This is a genomic window from Streptomyces sp. NPDC014764, from assembly GCF_043082785.1.
GTDB lineage: Bacteria > Actinomycetota > Actinomycetes > Streptomycetales > Streptomycetaceae > Streptomyces > Streptomyces althioticus.
This window is the reverse complement of record NZ_JBIBXY010000007.1, coordinates 433,498-450,556: the sequence shown is the minus strand read 5'-3', so window position 1 is coordinate 450,556 and position 17,059 is coordinate 433,498. Positions and strand designations below refer to the sequence as shown.

Genomic DNA, 17,059 nt, shown 5'->3' with positions numbered 1-17,059 from the left:
TCAACACGATGGTCGACCAGCTCTCCGCCTTCGCCGACGAGGTCACCCGCGTCGCCCGCGAGGTCGGCACCGAAGGACGCCTCGGCGGACAGGCCGACGTGCAGGGGGTCAAGGGCACATGGCGTGACCTGACCGACTCGGTGAACTTCATGGCCGGCAACCTCACCGGCCAGGTGCGCAACATCGCGCTGGTGGCGACGGCGGTCGCGCAGGGCGATCTCTCGCAGAAGATCACCGTCGACGCGCGCGGCGAGATCCTCGAACTCAAGAACACCATCAACACGATGGTCGACCAGCTCTCCGCCTTCGCCGACGAGGTCACCCGCGTCGCCCGCGAGGTCGGCACCGAAGGACGCCTCGGCGGACAGGCCCAGGTGCGGGGGGTGTCGGGCACCTGGAAGGACCTCACCGACAACGTCAACGTGATGGCGTCCAACCTGACGAGCCAGGTGCGCTCCATCGCCCAGGTGGCCTCCGCCGTGGGCCGGGGCGACCTGTCGCAGCGGATCCGCGTCGAGGCGGCCGGCGAGGTCGCGGCGCTCGCGGACGTCATCAACACGATGGTGGACACGCTGTCCGCCTTCGCCGACGAGGTCACCCGCGTCGCCCGCGAGGTCGGCACCGAAGGACGCCTCGGCGGACAGGCGCACGTGCCCGGTGTCGCCGGCACCTGGAAGGACCTCACCGACAACGTCAACTCGATGGCCAACAACCTCACCGGCCAGGTGCGCAACATCGCGCTGGTGACGACCGCCGTCGCGAAGGGCGACCTGTCGAAGAAGATCGACGTCGACGCGCGCGGCGAGATCCTGGAGCTGAAGACGACCATCAACACGATGGTCGACCAGCTCTCCGCCTTCGCCCAGGAGGTCACCCGCGTCGCCCGCGAGGTCGGCACGGAGGGACGCCTCGGCGGGCAGGCGGAGGTCGAGGGCGTCTCCGGCACCTGGAAGCGGCTCACCGAGAACGTCAACGAACTGGCCGGGAACCTCACCCGGCAGGTCCGTGCGATCGCCGAGGTGACCAGCGCGGTCGCCGAGGGCGACCTGACCCGCTCCGTGAACGTGGAGGCGTCCGGGGAGGTCGCCGAGCTCAAGGACAACATCAACGCGATGGTGGAGTCCCTGCGCGAGACCACCCGGGCCAACCAGGAGCAGGACTGGCTGAAGACCAACCTGGCCCGGGTGTCCGGGTTGATGCAGGGCCACCGCGACCTGCCCGTGGTCGCGGAGCTGATCATGGACGAGCTGGTGCCGCTGGTGTCCGCCCAGTACGGGGCGTTCTACCTCGCGGAGGACGGCCGGGGCGGCCCGGAGCTGCGGCTCGTCGGCTCCTACGGCTACCCGGACGACAGCGGGCGGCCGACGCGCATCGCCTTCGGCAAGACCCTCGTCGGGCAGGCCGCGCGCAGCCGGCGCACCATCCTGGTGGACCAGCTGCCGCCGGACTACGTGACCATCTCCTCCGGGCTCGGCCAGGTGGTGCCGACGGCCCTGGTGCTGCTGCCGATCGTGGTCGAGGGCCAGGTGCTCGGCGTGATCGAGCTGGCGTCGGTGACCCCGTTCACCCAGACCCACCAGGACTTCCTGGAACAGCTGATGGAGACCATCGGCGTCAACGTCAACACCATCGTGGCGAACGCCCGCACCGACGAGCTGCTGGTGGAGTCGCAGCGGCTCACCGCCGAACTCCAGGAGCGGTCGGCGGAGTTGCAGACCCAGCAGGAGGAACTGCAGCGCTCCAACGCCGAGCTGGAGGACAAGGCCGCGCTGCTGGCCTCGCAGAACCGGGACATCGAGGCGAAGAACCTGCAGATCGAGCAGGCCCGGCAGGAACTGGAGGCGCGGGCGCAGCAGCTGTCGCTCGCCTCGAAGTACAAGTCGGAGTTCCTGGCGAACATGAGCCACGAGCTGCGCACCCCGCTCAACAGCCTGCTGATCCTGGCCCAGTTGCTCGCCCAGAACCCCTCGCGCAACCTCTCCCCCAAGCAGGTGGAGTACGCGCAGATCATCCACTCGGCGGGCTCGGACCTGCTGCAGCTGATCAACGACATCCTCGACCTGTCGAAGGTCGAGGCGGGCAAGATGGACGTCAGCCCGGAGCGGGTGGAGCTGCGCCGTCTCGTCGAGTACGTCGAGGCGACGTTCCGGCCGATGACCATGCAGAAGAGCCTGGACTTCACCATCACCACAGCGCCGGGCGCGCCCGCCGACCTGCTCACCGACGACTCGCGGCTGCGTCAGGTGCTGCGCAACCTGCTGTCCAACGCGGTGAAGTTCACCGAGCGCGGCCAGGTGGAGCTTCGGATCGAGCCTGCCCCGGACGACGAGGTGCCCCAGGAGGTGCTGCGGGGCGGTCCCGTGGCCGCCTTCCGGGTGCGCGACACCGGCGTCGGCATCCCGGAGCAGCACCTGGAGTCGATCTTCGGCGCGTTCCAGCAGGCCGACGGCACCACCAGCCGCAAGTACGGCGGCACGGGCCTGGGTCTTTCCATCACCCGGGAGATCGCGCACCTGCTGGGCGGCGCGGTCACCGTGGACAGCGTCGCGGGCCAGGGCTCGACGTTCACGCTGTTCCTGCCGGTCGCCCGGCCCGACTTCGAGCAGCAGCTCCGGCCCGCGGCCGCCGTGGAGAGCGAGCCGGCCGGACAGGAGCTGCCGGAGGCCGCGTCCCCGCGGACGCCCGCGATCGAGGTGGCGCCCGCCCCGCAGGGGCAGCGTCCGCGCCGCCTGCTGGTGGTGGAGGAGCGGCCCCGTGGGCTGCTCACGCTGGTCGCGGAGAGCGTGGTGCAGGACGTCGCCCACACGGGCGGCGGATCCCGGCCCTCGGTCGACATCATCACCGCCGTCGGCGCCCAGGAGGCGGCCGGGGCGCTGGCCGCGGATCCCTGCCACTGCGTGGTGCTGGAGCTGGGCATGGCGGAGGCGGAGGTGACCCGCTTCCTGGAGGCGCTGCGCGGCGACTCCGCCCTGGCGAGCGTGCCCGTCCTGGTGCACAGCGGGCACCGCGCCGACGCCGGGGTGGAGGCGAACCTGCGGGACCGCGCCTCGGGCACGGCGCTGGAGTTCCTGTCCAGCCTGGACGAGCTGCGGGAGCGGATCGCGCTGCACCTGTCGGCGGAGGAGCCCGGCGACGTGCTGTCGCTCGTGCGCCCGGACGAGGCGCAGCGGACCGCGCCGGAGGCCGTGGTGGACGGCTCGTTCGCGGGCCGGACGGTGCTGGTCGTCGACGACGACGCGCGGAACCTCTTCGCGCTCAGCGGCATCCTGGAGCTGCACGGTTTCCGGGTGCTGCACGCCGAGGACGGCCGCAAGGGCATCGAGAGACTGGTGGACAACCCGGACGTGGCGCTGGTCCTGATGGACGTGATGATGCCCGAGCTGGACGGGTACGCCGCCACGGCCGAGATCCGCTCGATGCCGCGGTACGCGGACCTGCCGATCATCGCGGTGACCGCGAAGGCGATGCCCGGGGACCGGGAGAAGAGCCTCGCGTCGGGCGCCAGCGACTACGTCACCAAGCCGGTCGACAGCAGTGAGCTGATCGCCTGCGTCCGCCGCTGGCTGCCGGCATGAGCGTCCAGGAGGACCAGGAGCACATGGGCGAGGCGACGCCCGAGGAGATGGAGCTGCGGCGTCCTCCGGCCGGTCCGGCGGGGGTGGCCACGGACTCCCCCGTCGGCCGGCTCGCGGCGACGGTGAACCGGCTGAGCCGTGAGGTGCGGGCCGCGCAGGCGGAGGCCGAGGGGCGGGCGCTGATCGAGCTCGCCAAGGGCATCCTCGTGGAGCGCCTCGGGTGCGGTCCCGCGCAGGCGGCCCGGCAGCTCGCCGAGCTGACCGAGCAGGCGGGGACGACCCAGCTGGAGTTCGCCGTCGAGGTGATCAACCAGGCCGCCCGGGACCGGATGTCCGAGGTGACGCACGCCTTCCTGGCCGCCACCCGGGCGGCCGGCGAGGCGGAGGCGGACCCGGCGGCCGTACGGCTGCGGGCGGCGGAGAGCGGCGCGCTCGCCGCCGACGACACCCAGGCGGTGGCCGAGTCGCTGCTGGAGCAGGCGCTGCGCCCGCTCGGCGCAGTGGCCGTGGCGATCTGGGCGGCCGGCGCGGACGGATCGCTGACCCTGGCCGGCAGTGCGGGCTTCTCCCCCGCCGAGGCGGCGCGCTGGTACTACGTGCCGCCGGACGTGGCGACGGTCGCGCGGTGCGGTCTGGCCGAACGCGAGGGGCTGTGGATCGAGTCGCTGGCCGAGCGGGGGCTGCCCAGCGTGGGCCGGCACCACCATCCGGACGGCGGCCGTGCGGCCGTGCCCGCCGGCACCGGCGGGCGGGTGTACGGCGTGCTGGAGATCGTCTGGCCCGTTCCGCTGCCCCCGCAGCGGCCGCAGATCGTGCGCCAGGTGGAGGCCCTGGCGGAGCTGTGCGCGCACACGCTGGAGACGTACACGGCGCCCGGCGGGCCCGCCCGCCCGCAGCGGGTGCTGCCGGACGCGGCGGAGCTGATGGACCTGGCCGACGGGCTGTACGACCCGGCCCTGGTGCTGGTGCCGCACCTCGACGAGTCGGGGAACCTGCTCGACTTCCGCATCCAGCACGTCAACAGCCGCTTCCTGGACCCGGCGGGCCGGCCGCGTGGCATGGTCGGCGGGGCTCTGCTGCTGGAGGCGTACCCGATGGCCGCCGGGGAGAGCGAGCTGTTCCAGCGGATCGAGCGGGTGTACGCCACGGGTGAGCCGTTCCGTGCCCGGCGTATGCATCTGACGGCGCTGGTGGACCAGGTGCCCCTGTCGGCGGTCGCGGACATCAGCGTCAGCCGGCACGGCGCGGGGATCCTGTTCATCTGGCGGATCGAGGACGAGACGGCGCGGCTGGCGAGCCTGCTGCAGCACGCGCAGCGGCTCGGCCGGATCGGCGGGTTCGAGGAGAACCTGCTGACCGGAGAGATCACCTGGAACGATCAGCTGTTCGACCTGTACGGGCGTCCGGAGACCAGTTCCCCGGTGCCGCTGGAGGACCTGCCGGCGCACGCCCACCCGGACGACGCGGTGGCCATCGGCCGTTTCCTGCGCACGCTGCTGCACCACCGGCGCCCGGCCTCGGCCGCGTTCCGGCTGCAGCGGCCGGACGGCGTGACCCGGCACATCCGGGTGGTCGCCGAGCCGGTGCTGGACACCGACGGGCGGCTGCTCACCCTACGGGGCGCCTACCAGGACATCTCGGCGCAGCACTGGACCGAGGTGGCACTGGCGGCGACCCGCGACCAGCTCGCGCACACCGAGCAGCAGGCCAGCGAGCGGGACCGGCTGGCGCTGCAGCTCCAGCGGGCGATCATGCCACCGACGCAGGCGCCGCTGCAGATGCCCGACCTGGACGTGGCCGTGCGCTACCGGCCCGCCGAGGCGGAGCAGCTGGTGGGCGGCGACTGGTACGACGCGGTGGTGCTGCCCTCGCGTCTGGTGCTGCTGTGCGTGGGCGACGTCGCCGGTCACGGCATCGAGGCAGCGACCAGCATGGTCGTGCTGCGCAACGCGCTGCGCGGGCTGGCCGTCACCGGCGCGGGCCCCGGGCAGCTGCTGTCGTGGCTGAACATGGTGACGCACCATCTGACCGGCGGGGTCACGGCCACGGCGGTCTGCGGCCTGTACGACCCGGCCACGCGCACCCTTCGGTGGGCGCGGGCGGGCCATCTTCCGCCGGTGCTGGTGCGCGGCTCCGAGGCGTCCCCGCTGCCCCCGGTGAGCGGCCTGCTGCTGGGCGCCGTCCCCGAGGCGCGCTACGAGGAGGGCGAGGTGCAGCTCGCCGCGGACGACAACCTGCTGATGTACACGGACGGGCTGATCGAACGCCGGGACCGCTCGGTGGAGGAGTCGCTGACGCACCTCCTCACCACCGCGGCCAAGGTCCCGGGCACGCTCGACCAGCGGCTCGACCGCCTGCTCACGTACAGCCGGTCGGACACCGACGACGACACCTGCATCGTGGGGATCAGAGTGGGTTAGGTCACCCCGGCGGCCGATCCGGTACAGGCAGGCATGAGGGGGCGATTCGGGGGTACGCGCGGCTGCGCGACGAAGAGCTTGATCACCTTGTTGGAGGTACTCGTGCCCATTGCCCAGGACCCGTTGTCCGTCGAGGTGACACTTCCTCGTGAGGACGTGGCCCTCGTGACCGTCGAGGGCTACTTGGACGTCGACACGGCGACCGAGTTCCAGCACCATCTGGCGAACCAGCTGCACCACGGTCGCCGGCACTTCCTGCTGGACCTGTCGGCCGTCCCGTTCATGGACTCCTCCGGCATGAACATCATCCTGCGCGTCTACCAGGAGGCGCGGGAGCTGCCGGGGAGCGTGCACATCATCTCGCCCACCCCCGCGGTGCGCCGGATCCTCGATCTGACGGGCGTCAGCATCACCGTGCCCGTGTCGGAGAGCGTCGACGAGGCGCTGGAGCGCGTCGACCGTCCCCGGACGGCCCCGGCCGAGCCCGAGGTCTGAGCGGGACCGCCCCGCCCGCCCGGCCCCGTCACGGGTCCGGGCGCTTTGTGACGATCAGGAGGAGAGCAGACAGGTGCCGGAGCACGAAGCGGACGCGACCCACTCGACCCCCGCAGGAGAGGTCGGTGACTTCCTGCGGCGACGACGGGAGCAGATAGCCCAGCGATGGGCGGACGAGCCCCTGTTCCGCACGGTGTTCACCGTCTCGCGCGACGAGGCGGTGGACGCGGGCCGGGTGATCGTGGACGCGCTGGCCCAGGTGGCCGACGCACAGCGGATCGAGGACCCGGACGCCGCGGGGTTCAGCGGGGTCCGCGAGCAGCTCGCCCGGATGGGGGCGGCCCGCTCCCGCGCGGGTCTTTCCACCACCCAGGTCTCCAGCGAGCTGGCCGCGCTGCTGCCGCCGGTGGAGAACCTCCTGGTGGCCGATCTGGAGCAGGAGGACCCCGAGCGGCGGCGGGAGTGCGCCATCGCGCTGAGCGTGTTGATGGGCACGCTGCGGCTGGTCACCATGCAGACCGCGCTCAGCGAGAACCAGGCACTGATCGACCGGCAGCGGCTGCAGCTGCTCGAGGTGGCGACACCGGTGATCAAACTCTGGGACGGGATCGTGGCGGTCCCGCTGATCGGGACGCTGGACAGCGCCCGCAGCCAGGTGGTGATGGAGACGCTGCTGGACGCGGTGGTCGACCAGCACGCCCGCTTCGCGATCCTCGACATCACCGGTGTGCCGACGGTCGACTCACTGGTCGCGCAGCACCTGATGAAGACGGTCGCCGCGGCCCGGCTGATGGGCGCCGAGTGCGTCGTCTCCGGCATCCGCCCGGCGATCGCGCAGACCATCGTCCACCTCGGCCTCGACCTCGGCACGGTCAAGACCCGCGCGAGCCTCGCCGACGCGCTCGGGTACTGCCTCAACGAGCTGGGCGCGAACATCGTGAACGCCCCGGCCGAGGGTGCGGTCCGGCGGTGAGCGAACACTTCGCCCGCCCGGTCGCGGGCCATGTGCCGGTGCTGCGGCTCGGTGACGTGCTGCTGGTCACCCTTCAGGGAGACCTGCATGACGGCATGGCGTCCCAGCTACAGCAGGACCTGGCCGAGACGATCGTCGCCAGCCGGGTCACCGGGGTGGTGATCGACATCTCCGGGGTGGAGATCGTCGACTCCTTCCTCGGCCGGGTGCTGGCCGAGACGGCGGCGCAGACGGAGCTGCTGGCCGCGCGGACCGTGGTGGCGGGCATGCGGCCCGCGGTGGCCATCACACTGGTGGAGCTGGGGCTGACGTTCCCGGAGCTGCGTACGGCTCTGAACACGGAGGCGGCTCTGGCGATGCTGGCGCAGCCCGTCGTGGCGAACCGGCCCGGCGGCGAGGGGAGACCGTGATGGACACCGCCGCGGACGTGGATGCGCGGCTGCCCATCCGGTCGGACCTGGACCTCGCGTGGGTGCGTCAGCACGTGCGGCAGGCCGCCACCCGGGTCGGCTTCGGTCTCGTTGACCAGACGAAGCTGGTGACGGCCGCCAGCGAGCTGGCCCGCAACACGCTGGTGCACGGCGGGGGCGGCGTGCTGGAGACGACACGGGTCACCGCCGCCGACGGCACGGCTGGACTGCGGCTGACCTTCTCCGACGAAGGCCCCGGGATCCCGGATCTCGACCGGGCCCTCAGCGACGGCTACACCTCCGGCGACGGTCTGGGCATGGGGCTGGGCGGGTCGCGGCGCCTGGTGCACGACTTCGAGGTGGACAGCACCCCGGGGGCCGGCACCACGGTGCGGGTGACCTCCTGGGTGTCCCGGCCGCTCCGGCCGCGCGGGGGTGGGTGATGCCCCGTGTGTGGCACATGCCGGTGCACGACGCGACGCGGGTGCGCGACGTCAGGGTGGCGGCGGAGGCAGCCGCGGCCCGCGCCGGGCTGGACGAACAGCGCCGCGCGGCGTGCGCGCTGGTGGCCACCGAACTGGCGACCAACCTGGTGAAGCACGCGAAGGCCGGCGAGGTGGTCGTCGACGTCGTCGACCCCGCCGTGCTGCCGGAGGGGCGGCCGGGACGGGCCGTCCAGATCACCGCCCTCGACCACGGGCCGGGCATCGCCGACGTGGCCGGCGCGTTCGAGGACGGGTTCAGCACCGGCGGCTCGCTCGGCGCGGGCCTCGGCACGTGCCGGCGGATCGCCGACGCGTTCGGCCTGCACAGCGAGGTGGGCCGGGGCACGGTCGCGGTGGCCCGGGTCGGCCCCGCCACCGCCGGGCGCGCCCCCGGGGAGGACCCGGTGCGCTCCCCCGGCGTGCACGCGGGCGGCGTCAACGTGCCGTTCGCCGGCGCGGAGCAGTCCGGCGACGCTTGGTCGTGGGTGCGGTCCGGCGACCGGGTGACGCTGATGCTGGCGGACGGTCTCGGTCACGGCGTCGAGGCCGCCCGCGCCTCCGACGCCGCCGTCGAGGAGCTGCGCCACTGTGCCCGGCTGCCGCCCGCCGAGCTGCTCCAGCGGCTGCACACCGCGCTGTCCGGGACCCGCGGCGCGGCGGTCGCCGCGGCCCAGCTCGACACCTGGACCGGGCGGCTGCGCTTCGCGGGCATCGGCAACGTCACCGCGCGGCTGCGGGACGGCGGGCGCTGGCGGACGCTGCTGTCCCGGCCCGGGATCGTCGGCGCGCACCGGCCGCGCACGGTACGCGAGGACGAGGCGGACTGGACCCCCGGGAGCCTGCTGATCCTGCACACGGACGGGCTGTCGTCGCGCTGGACGCCGCCCGCGGACACCGGCGAGCCCCCGGCCGACCCGGCCGTGACGGCGGCCGTGGCGGTTCGCGACGCGGGAAGCGCGGCGCGTCCGGTGCGGGACGACACCGCCGTGGCCGTGCTCGCCAACGTCCCGGAGGCTTCCTCATGACGCGTGCCTGGCGCATCGCGACCGTCACCGACGCGGCCCGCGCCCGGATCGCGGTGGCGCGGCTGGCCGCCGCGTGCGGGGTGCTCACCGTGGAGCGGACCCGGCTGGCCGTGTCCCTCAGCGGACAGCTGCGGCAGTGCCTCACCAAGGGCGGCACCTGGCTGCTCACCGTGGAGGGCACCCGGGGCGCGGACGGCGGTCCCGGCGAGCTGCACGTGGTGGTCGTCCCGTCCCCGGACGGCACCACCGGGGAGCGCGCCCCGTGGACGACGGGCGTGCCCTGCCCCGAGCCGGGCCGGCTGTCCGATCCGTGCCCGGTGCCGGAGGAGACGGCCGCGCTGTCCGAGGGACTGCTCGGGGCCGACGAGGACGCCTCGGTGGTGCTGGAGGAGCTGGCGGAGCAGGAGGGTCTGGTCGCCTTCCACCGGGAGGAACTGCACCAGACCAACCAGGGCGTCCTCGCGCTGCACGCCGAGCTGGACGCGGCGGGCAGGGCGCAACGGGAGGCGTTCGCCGCGGAGCGCCGGGCGCGCACCGAGGCGGAGAACGCGCGGCGGCGGCTCACGTTCCTCGCGGACGCCAGCGCCGAGCTGACCGCGTCGCTGAACCACGACGAGATCCTGCGCCGGCTGCCGGAGCTGCTGGTGCCGCGGTACGCCGACGGCGTCGACGTCTGGCTGTTCGACCACGAGGACGGCCGGCCGCTGCCCGCCGACCATCCGGGCGCGGCGGTGCAGGCGGCCCGCACCGGGCGCCCGCAGTACGCCGCCGACCACCCCGGCAACCTGCCCGGCGTGGAGGACCGGCCGCCGTCGGCGCTGGCCCCCCACCGGCCGCTGCTGTGCGTACCGCTGCTCACGCCGCGCCGGGCGCCGCTGGGCGTGCTGACGCTGTCGCCGCAGGGCGAGCGGTGGGACCCGGACGACGCGGTGATGCTGATCGAGCTGGCCCGGCGGGCCGGGATCGCCCTGGACAACGCGCGCCGCTTCGAACACAACCGGGACATCGCGGAGACGCTGCAGCGCGCCCTGCTGACGGAGCTGCCGTCCGCCCCCGGCGTGGGGCTGGCCGCGCGCTACCTGCCCGCCACGCACGGCCTGAACATCGGCGGCGACTGGTACGACGCGTTCCGGCAGCGGGACGGCAGCCTGGTCACCGTGATCGGCGACGTGACCGGTCACGGACTGCACGCGGCGGTGATGATGAGCCAGCTGCGCACCGCGTTGCGCGCCTACGCCGTGGACGGCGACAGCCCCGGGAGGCTGCTCACCCGGCTGCACGGCTATCTGCGCCATCTCCAGCCGGACCTGTTCGCGACGGCCGTCATCGCCCGTTTCCACCCGGACGACCGGACGCTCACCTGGGCCGCGGCGGGCCATCCGCCGCCGGTGCTGCGGCTGCCGGACGGCGAGGTGCGCACGCTGGACGCCAAGCCGGGCGCGATGCTGGGCATCCCGCTGAGCCAGGACATCCCCGACCACACGGAGCGGCTGGCGCCCGGCTCGACGCTGGCCCTCTACACCGACGGCCTGGTGGAGCGGCGCTCCCGGGGCATCGACCCGGGCATCGAGCGGCTCGGCTCGGCCCTCGCCTCGTTCGACCGCGCGGAACTGGACACCGACCTGGAGGACGCGGCGGACCGCGTTCTGCGGCCCCTTCTCAGCGACTCCGAGCGCGACGACGACGTGTGTCTGCTGCTCTGCCACCTGCGCGGCTGAGGCCGCGCCGGGTCCCCCGCCCCGACCGTTCCCGGTGCGGTAGAGGGCCGGGGCGGGCATCGTGGTGCTGAACAGGGGCACGCGTCAGGCATCGACGTTCGAGGCGGACCGCCTGAAGCCGCACGAAGGGATGGACATCGTGACACGACCCAGGATCCTCGTGGTGGGCGCCGGTTTCGCCGGTGTGGAGTGCGTGCGGCGGCTCGAGCGCAGGCTCACCCCGGGCGAGGCGGAGCTGACGCTGGTGACGCCGATGTCCTACCAGCTGTACCTTCCGCTGCTCCCCCAGGTCGCCTCCGGGGTGCTGACCCCCCAGTCGATCGCGCTCTCCCTGCGGCGCAGCGAGAAGTACCGGACCCGGATCATCCCGGGCGGCGCGATCGGCGTGGACCTGCGGGCCAAGGTGTGTGTCATCCGGACCATCGCCGGGGACACCGTCGACGAGCCGTACGACTACATCGTGCTCGCGCCCGGCAGCGTCACCCGGACCTTCGACATCCCGGGCCTCACCGACCACGCCTTCGGGCTGAAGTCGCTGGCCGAGGCCGCCTACCTGCGCGACCACGTGATCTCCCAGCTGGACCTGGCGGACGCCTGCACCGACCCGGCGGTACGCGCCTCGCGGCTGCAGTTCGTGGTGGTCGGCGGCGGTTACGCGGGCACCGAGACCGCGGCCTGCCTGCAGCGGCTGACGCACGCCGCCGTCAAGCGCTACCCGCGCCTCGACCCGGGCCTGATCAAGTGGCATCTGATCGACATCGCGCCCAAGCTGATGCCCGAGCTGGGCGAGAAGCTGGGCCGCAGCGCCCACGAGATCCTCACCCGGCGCGGCATCGAGATCTCGCTGGGCGTGTCCATCGCCAAGGCGGGCGCCGAGGAGGTCACCTTCACCGACGGCCGGGTGGTGCCCACCCGCACGCTGATCTGGACCGCCGGGGTGGTGGCCAGCCCGCTGATCGGCACGCTCGACGCGGAGACCGTACGGGGCCGGCTCGCGGTGAACGCGGACATGCGGCTGCCGGGGTACGACGGGGTGTTCGCGCTCGGTGACTCGGCCGCGGTGCCGGACCTGGCCAAGGGTGACGACGCGGTGTGCCCGCCGACCGCGCAGCACGCGCTGCGGCAGGGCCGGCACGTCGCGGAGAACGTCATCGCCGTCCTGCGGGGCCGGTCGACCCGGCCGTACATGCACCAGGACCTGGGGCTCGTGGTGGACCTCGGCGGCACCGACGCGGTGTCCAAGCCGCTCGGCTACGAGCTGCACGGGCTGCCCGCCCAGGTGGTGGCCCGCGGTTACCACTGGTCGGCGCTGCGCACCGGGGTCGCCAAGACCCGGGTGATGACCAACTGGCTGCTGAACGCGGTCGCCGGCGACGACTTCGTGCGCACCGGTTTCCAGGTGCACCGGCCGGGCAGCCTGCGCGACTTCGAGTACCTGGACGCCTACCTGACACCGGAGCAGGTGCGGGCGCACGTCGAGGAAGCGGGCCGGGCGGCTCGGTGACCCGGCGCGACGAGGCCGGGGCGAGGGACGGAGCGGTGACGACGGGGGAGTGTGCGCGGGCGTGAAGGCGGCGGGACGCCGGTCGGGCACACGGCTGCGCGACCACCTGGCGGCGTCCGACCCCGGGCTGCTGCGGCTGACCGCCGGGCTGCGCACGGTGGGGGCCATCGCCCTCACCCTGGCCGTGCTCGGCCCGTCCGGCGCGGACATCACCCATCTCGTGGCGGGCGCGATGACGTCGATGGCCGCCACGTTCTCGATCCGGGAGCGGCGGCGCGGGGCGCAGGCGGTCACGCTGGCGCTGGGGCTGCCGGTGACGCTGGTGTCGGTTTCGCTGGGCGCGCTGCTCAGCCAGCGGGTGGTGGTGGGCGACGTCTTCGCCGTCGCCCTGATCTTCTGCGCGGTGTACGGCCGCCGGTTCGGCGACCGCGGGACGACGCTGGGGCTGGTCGGCTTCCAGATGTACTTCGTGTCGCTGTTCGTGGGCGCGACGCCCGAACAGCTTCCCGCCCTGTGGGCGGTCATGGCGGTCGGCTTCGCGAGCAGCGCCGTGGTGCGGTTCGCCGTCGTGCCGGTGACGCCGACCGGGCTGCTGGTGCGGCTGCGGCAGGCGTTCCGGGTACGGCTGGCGCGGCTGGTGTCGGCGCAGATCGCGCTGCTGGACGCGGAGCCCGAGGAGGCCGACAAGGCGCTGGAGGAGTTGCGCGAGCGGACCGCCCGGCTGCACGAGACGGCGCTGATGATCCAGAGCCGGCTGGAGGAGGGCACCCCCGACGAGCCGACCGCGCGGCTGGTGCAGCGGCGCGTCGCCGACGCGGAGATCGCCTCCGAGCGGCTGGGGCTGCTGCTGCTGTCCGCGCGCAGCGCGGAGCGTGCGGACACCCTGACGCTGCATCTGCCGGGTGCCCCCGCGCCGGAGGTGGGGCGGCTGCCGGGCCCCGAGGAGGGGACCGCGCTGCTGCGCCGTGACCTGCGGGCGCTGCGCGCGCTGGTGCTGCGGACCGGGACGGCGGGGGCGGGCGTGGCCCAGCTGCGGAACCGGCTGCTCGGCTACCGGGACGAGGAGAACATCCCGGCCGCCTCCGCGCCGGTACGGGACGTGTTCCGCGGCATCGGGGAGGCGGCCCGCGCGGTGATGGGGCTGCGGATCGCCCTGGACGGGCCGCAGGACGAGTCGGACGACAGTCCGGCGACGGCCAGGTCCCGGGAGGAGCTGGACGCCGAGGACGCCGCGATCGACGCCGAGGAGGCGGAGGAGGCCGACGAGCCGAAGGGGCTGCAGCGGCCCACCACGCGGGCGGCCGTGCAGGTGTCCGTCGGCTCCACGCTGGCCATCGTCGGCGGGGAGCTGCTGTCCACGGACCGCTGGTACTGGGCGGTGCTGACCTGCTGGATCGTCTTCATCAACACCGCATCCACCGGGGAGATCCTGGTGAAGGGCTACCGGCGGCTCCTCGGCACGGTGTTCGGCGTGGTGGCCGGGATCCTGCTGGCCGGTCTGGTCGGCGGGAACACCGTGGTGGCGTTCGTGCTGGTGCTGCTGCTGATCTTCGCCATGTTCTACACGGCGCCGTTGTCGTACACCCTGATGTCGTTCTTCGTCACGGCGATGCTGGGGCTGTTGTACACGCTGCTGCACACCTACAGCTGGGAGGTGCTGGTGCTGCGGGTGGAGGAGACGGCGCTGGGCGCGTTGTGCGGGGTGGTGGCGGCGGCGCTGGTGCTGCCGGTGCGGACGGACCGGCGCACCAACGAGTTGCTGGTGACGGTCCTGGAGCGGCTGTCGGACGTCAGCGACGCCGCCGTGACGCAGCTCAGCGGCGGGCCCGCGGAGGAACTGCTCGACAAGGCGCGGGAGCTGGACCAGGCGCTGGGCGACCTGCGGTCGGCCACCAAGCCGCTGACCCACCCGGTCACCCCGCTGCGGACCCGGCGCACCACGGCGCGGTACGTGGTGGCCCTGCTGGAGACCTGCGCGTACCACGCGCGCTCGCTGGCCGCGACGGCCGAGCTGCTGCCGACCCACCCGTCCATCGCGGCGGACCCCCGCCTGCGGGGCGCGGCGGGCCGCACGGTCCGCAACATCCGCACGATCGCCGCCCGCGTGGCCGACGACGAGGTCACGGCCCCCGTCGAGACGGGTCCGAGCATCGCATCGCTCCTCGCCGACGACGACGCGTCCCGCTACGGCCGCATCACCGGGCGGGTGCTCCGCCATCTGGAGCGCCTGGACGAGGCGGTGATGGGTCTGGCCCGCCCGCTGGACGTCCCGGTGAAGGCACCGGACCACTGAGCGCACCGTCGTCGGCCGCGGTGCCGAGGGTGTGCAACACGTGTTGCGGCGGTCGCGGTCCCGCCCCGCGAGCTCGGGACTCGCCGTAGCGGGCGGGTGCGGCGGCGTGGGAGCCGTTCGCGCAGTTCCCCGCGCCCCCTGGAGGGGAGGGCTGGGCCTCGGGCGGCCCTCAGCACAGCCGCACCTACAGGAGCGGGCGCGGCGGCGTGGGGGTCGTTCGCGCAGTTCCCCGCCGCCCCTGGAGGGCTGGGCTGGGCCTCCGGCGGCCCTCAGCACAGCCGCACCCGTAGGAACGGGCGCGGCGGCGTGGAGGCCGTTCGCGCAGTTCCCCGCCGCCCCTGTACGGGCGCCGGGGCCCTGATCCGTGGATCAGGGCCCCGGCGGTGAGGGGGAGGGAGGTGGTTCAGAAGTCTGTGGGGAGGCCGCTGGCCTCGGCGATGCCTCGCAGCTCCTCGTTCTGGCGGTGGCGGTCGCGGATCATGCCGGCGATCTCGCCCAGCCGCGAGGGGTCCGACGCGGTCTCCGCGTCGGTCACCACCCGCACCGGCCCGCTGTCGTCGTCGACGTCGAGCTCGACCACCTCGTTGTCGAGACGGCCGGTGACCGCCGTGGCGATGACCAGGGCGGCCTCGTCGCGGACCTCCTGGGGGAGCTCCTCGTCCCCGCCGTCCAGCGCGAGGTCGAGGCCCGACAGGCGGTGCTCGTCGATGGCCTCGAGGACCGGCTCCACCAGTCGGAGCAGAAGCCGGTAGTCCTCCGTGTCCATCCGCACCCGCAGCAGGTCGAGATACACGTCCACGGGGCGGTTCTCCGGGGTGAACTCGGATTCGCTCATGGGCCTCGGGTTCCCTTCCTGCGTCGGGTCACACGGCGGCAGGCGCCGCCGCGGCGGTGTCACGTCCGTCCGGTGTCAGCCAGGCGCGCGCCGTGGCAAGCGCCATGCCCACGTCCCGAGTACCGGTCGACACGCACAGGGTGTAGGCCAGGTCGGCGATCCGCGACTCGGGAGCCGTGGCCGGGGCCGCCGTCAGGGTCTCGTACTCCTCGATCAGACGGCGCAGCACGGTGGGGTGGGGCTTGAGCATGGGACTCGCTTTCTCGGCGAACGGTGCGGACGGTGGGGGGTGGAGAGGGTCAGGCGGTGGGCCGGCCTCCGCCGCGGGCGGCGCGCTGCCCCAGCACGTCGGCGCGCACGCGGGCGCAGCTGCGGCTGATCAGGCGGGAGACGTGCATCTGGGAGATGCCCAGCCGGTCGGCGATCCGGCTCTGGGTCATGTCCTCGAAGAAGCGCATGTACAGGATGGCGCGCTCCCGCTCCGGCAGACGCCGCAGGCCCTCCTTGGCCGACTCGCGGTCGACCACCACGTCGTAGGAGGAGTCGGAGGCGCCGAGGGTGTCGGCGAGGCTGTAGCCGTCGTCGTCGGTGGAGAGTTCCGCGTCCAGGGACAGGGTGCTGAAGCTCTCCAGCGCCTCCATGCCGGCGGACACCTCCTCCTCGGTCAGCCCGGTGTGGGCGGCGATGTCCGCCACGGACGGTTCGGGGCTGCCGGGGTTCTGGGTGAGCTCGCGGCGGGCGACGCGCACCTTGTTGCGCAGCTCCTGGATGCGGCGGGGCACGCGCAGCGCCCACATGCGGTCCCGGAAGTGGCGCTTGACCTCGCCGGTGATGGTGGGGACTGCGTAGCTCTCGAAGGCCCCGCGGCTCGGGTCGAACCGGTCGATGGCCTTGACCAGACCGAGGGCCGCGACCTGGCGCAGGTCCTCGATGGACTCGCCGCGGTCGCGGAAGCGGCCGGCGATCCGGTGGGCCATGGGCAGCCAGGCGGTGACGAGCTCGTCCCGGACGGCTTCCCGCTCGGGTCCGTCCTCGAGGGTCGCAAGCCGGGAGAAGAGCGTCGTGGTGTCGGGGGCGTCGTCGTGCCGCCGGCGGGTCGCGGCGGGGGTCGTTCCGGAGGAGCCGGGACGTGGTGCGGACGTGTCAATGAGCATGCGGTTCAGCTCCCGAACGGTGGTTTCAGGGATCTACCGCGGGGTGGTCGTCGCGGGACCGCACGGAGGGGTCCCGGTGCGGTCGTACCACTCCCGCCGGCGCGCCTCCGGTCCGAAGCACGAACCTCCGATTGCCCCCGGCCCGGTAGAACAAACTCCACTTCTTCGCGGA

General features: G+C 73.5%; 13 protein-coding genes. 10 read left to right on the top strand and 3 right to left on the bottom strand.

Going from position 1 to position 17,059, the window contains the following annotated elements:
• From ACF1AG_RS20890 to ACF1AG_RS20845, 10 genes are all read left to right on the top strand, one after another.
• The coding region (locus ACF1AG_RS20890; RefSeq protein WP_391810176.1) for a HAMP domain-containing protein at window positions 1-3,575 on the top strand (3,575 nt) is incomplete at its 5' end.
• A 47-nt stretch (window positions 3,576-3,622) separates the two neighbouring features.
• A complete protein-coding gene (locus tag ACF1AG_RS20885) occupies window positions 3,623-5,995 on the top strand; it encodes a SpoIIE family protein phosphatase (protein ID WP_359601481.1) in 2,373 nt (790 codons plus the stop codon).
• A gap of 102 nt (window positions 5,996-6,097) precedes the next feature.
• Window positions 6,098-6,490: an STAS domain-containing protein gene (locus tag ACF1AG_RS20880; RefSeq protein WP_359601447.1), complete on the top strand. Its 393-nt coding sequence runs from the start codon at window positions 6,098-6,100 to the stop codon at window positions 6,488-6,490.
• 73 nt (window positions 6,491-6,563) lie between these two features.
• Window positions 6,564-7,463 (top strand): STAS domain-containing protein, encoded by a 900-nt coding sequence (locus ACF1AG_RS20875; protein ID WP_359601448.1) that lies wholly within the window; start codon window positions 6,564-6,566, stop codon window positions 7,461-7,463.
• The gene (locus ACF1AG_RS20870) at window positions 7,460-7,873 is read left to right on the top strand and encodes an STAS domain-containing protein (protein ID WP_190003944.1); all 414 of its coding nucleotides are present in this window, start codon (window positions 7,460-7,462) and stop codon (window positions 7,871-7,873) included. The genes ACF1AG_RS20875 and ACF1AG_RS20870 overlap by 4 nt, the downstream gene beginning before the upstream one ends.
• On the top strand, window positions 7,873-8,316 hold the full coding sequence (locus ACF1AG_RS20865; RefSeq protein ID WP_359601449.1) for an anti-sigma regulatory factor: 444 nt from the start codon (window positions 7,873-7,875) through the stop codon (window positions 8,314-8,316). The genes ACF1AG_RS20870 and ACF1AG_RS20865 overlap by 1 nt, the downstream gene beginning before the upstream one ends.
• Entirely contained in the window at window positions 8,316-9,383 is a 1,068-nt protein-coding gene (locus tag ACF1AG_RS20860) for a SpoIIE family protein phosphatase (RefSeq protein WP_391810175.1), read from the top strand. The genes ACF1AG_RS20865 and ACF1AG_RS20860 overlap by 1 nt, the downstream gene beginning before the upstream one ends.
• Window positions 9,380-11,101 carry a GAF domain-containing SpoIIE family protein phosphatase gene (locus tag ACF1AG_RS20855; RefSeq protein WP_359601451.1) on the top strand — a complete coding sequence of 574 codons (1,722 nt, stop codon included), beginning with the start codon at window positions 9,380-9,382 and terminating at the stop codon, window positions 11,099-11,101. Before ACF1AG_RS20860 ends, ACF1AG_RS20855 begins: the two co-directional genes overlap by 4 nt.
• Before the next feature lie 130 nt (window positions 11,102-11,231).
• Window positions 11,232-12,605, top strand: coding sequence for an NAD(P)/FAD-dependent oxidoreductase (locus tag ACF1AG_RS20850; RefSeq protein WP_359601482.1), 1,374 nt, complete (start codon window positions 11,232-11,234; stop codon window positions 12,603-12,605).
• A gap of 61 nt (window positions 12,606-12,666) precedes the next feature.
• Window positions 12,667-14,898 (top strand): FUSC family protein, encoded by a 2,232-nt coding sequence (locus tag ACF1AG_RS20845; protein ID WP_391810174.1) that lies wholly within the window; start codon window positions 12,667-12,669, stop codon window positions 14,896-14,898.
• Between the two features lie 403 nt (window positions 14,899-15,301).
• Here ACF1AG_RS20845 and ACF1AG_RS20840 read toward each other — a convergent pair whose 3' ends face one another.
• Genes ACF1AG_RS20840 through ACF1AG_RS20830 form a run of 3 tightly spaced genes read right to left on the bottom strand, consistent with a single transcriptional unit; the run spans window position 15,302 to window position 16,887 of the window.
• Entirely contained in the window at window positions 15,302-15,733 is a 432-nt protein-coding gene (locus ACF1AG_RS20840; protein WP_359601452.1) for a hypothetical protein, read from the bottom strand.
• A 28-nt stretch (window positions 15,734-15,761) separates the two neighbouring features.
• Window positions 15,762-15,983 (bottom strand): DUF5133 domain-containing protein, encoded by a 222-nt coding sequence (locus ACF1AG_RS20835; RefSeq protein WP_359601453.1) that lies wholly within the window; start codon window positions 15,981-15,983, stop codon window positions 15,762-15,764.
• A 49-nt stretch (window positions 15,984-16,032) separates the two neighbouring features.
• The gene (locus ACF1AG_RS20830; protein ID WP_033276401.1) at window positions 16,033-16,887 is read right to left on the bottom strand and encodes a SigB/SigF/SigG family RNA polymerase sigma factor; all 855 of its coding nucleotides are present in this window, start codon (window positions 16,885-16,887) and stop codon (window positions 16,033-16,035) included.
• Between the last annotated feature and the right edge of the window lie 172 nt (window positions 16,888-17,059).

Excerpts from the sequence above, each read along its gene's own strand:
- ACF1AG_RS20835 (WP_359601453.1), bottom strand. The coding sequence starts at position 15,983 with ATGCTCAAGCCCCACCCCACCGTGCTGCGCCGTCTGATCGAGGAGTAC.
- ACF1AG_RS20885 (WP_359601481.1), top strand. The coding sequence starts at position 3,623 with ATGGAGCTGCGGCGTCCTCCGGCCGGTCCGGCGGGGGTGGCCACGGAC.
- ACF1AG_RS20860 (WP_391810175.1), top strand. The coding sequence starts at position 8,316 with ATGCCCCGTGTGTGGCACATGCCGGTGCACGACGCGACGCGGGTGCGC.
- ACF1AG_RS20855 (WP_359601451.1), top strand. The coding sequence starts at position 9,380 with ATGACGCGTGCCTGGCGCATCGCGACCGTCACCGACGCGGCCCGCGCC.
- ACF1AG_RS20850 (WP_359601482.1), top strand. The coding sequence starts at position 11,232 with ATGGACATCGTGACACGACCCAGGATCCTCGTGGTGGGCGCCGGTTTC.
- ACF1AG_RS20840 (WP_359601452.1), bottom strand. The coding sequence starts at position 15,733 with ATGAGCGAATCCGAGTTCACCCCGGAGAACCGCCCCGTGGACGTGTAT.
- ACF1AG_RS20865 (WP_359601449.1), top strand. The coding sequence starts at position 7,873 with ATGGACACCGCCGCGGACGTGGATGCGCGGCTGCCCATCCGGTCGGAC.
- ACF1AG_RS20830 (WP_033276401.1), bottom strand. The coding sequence starts at position 16,887 with ATGCTCATTGACACGTCCGCACCACGTCCCGGCTCCTCCGGAACGACC.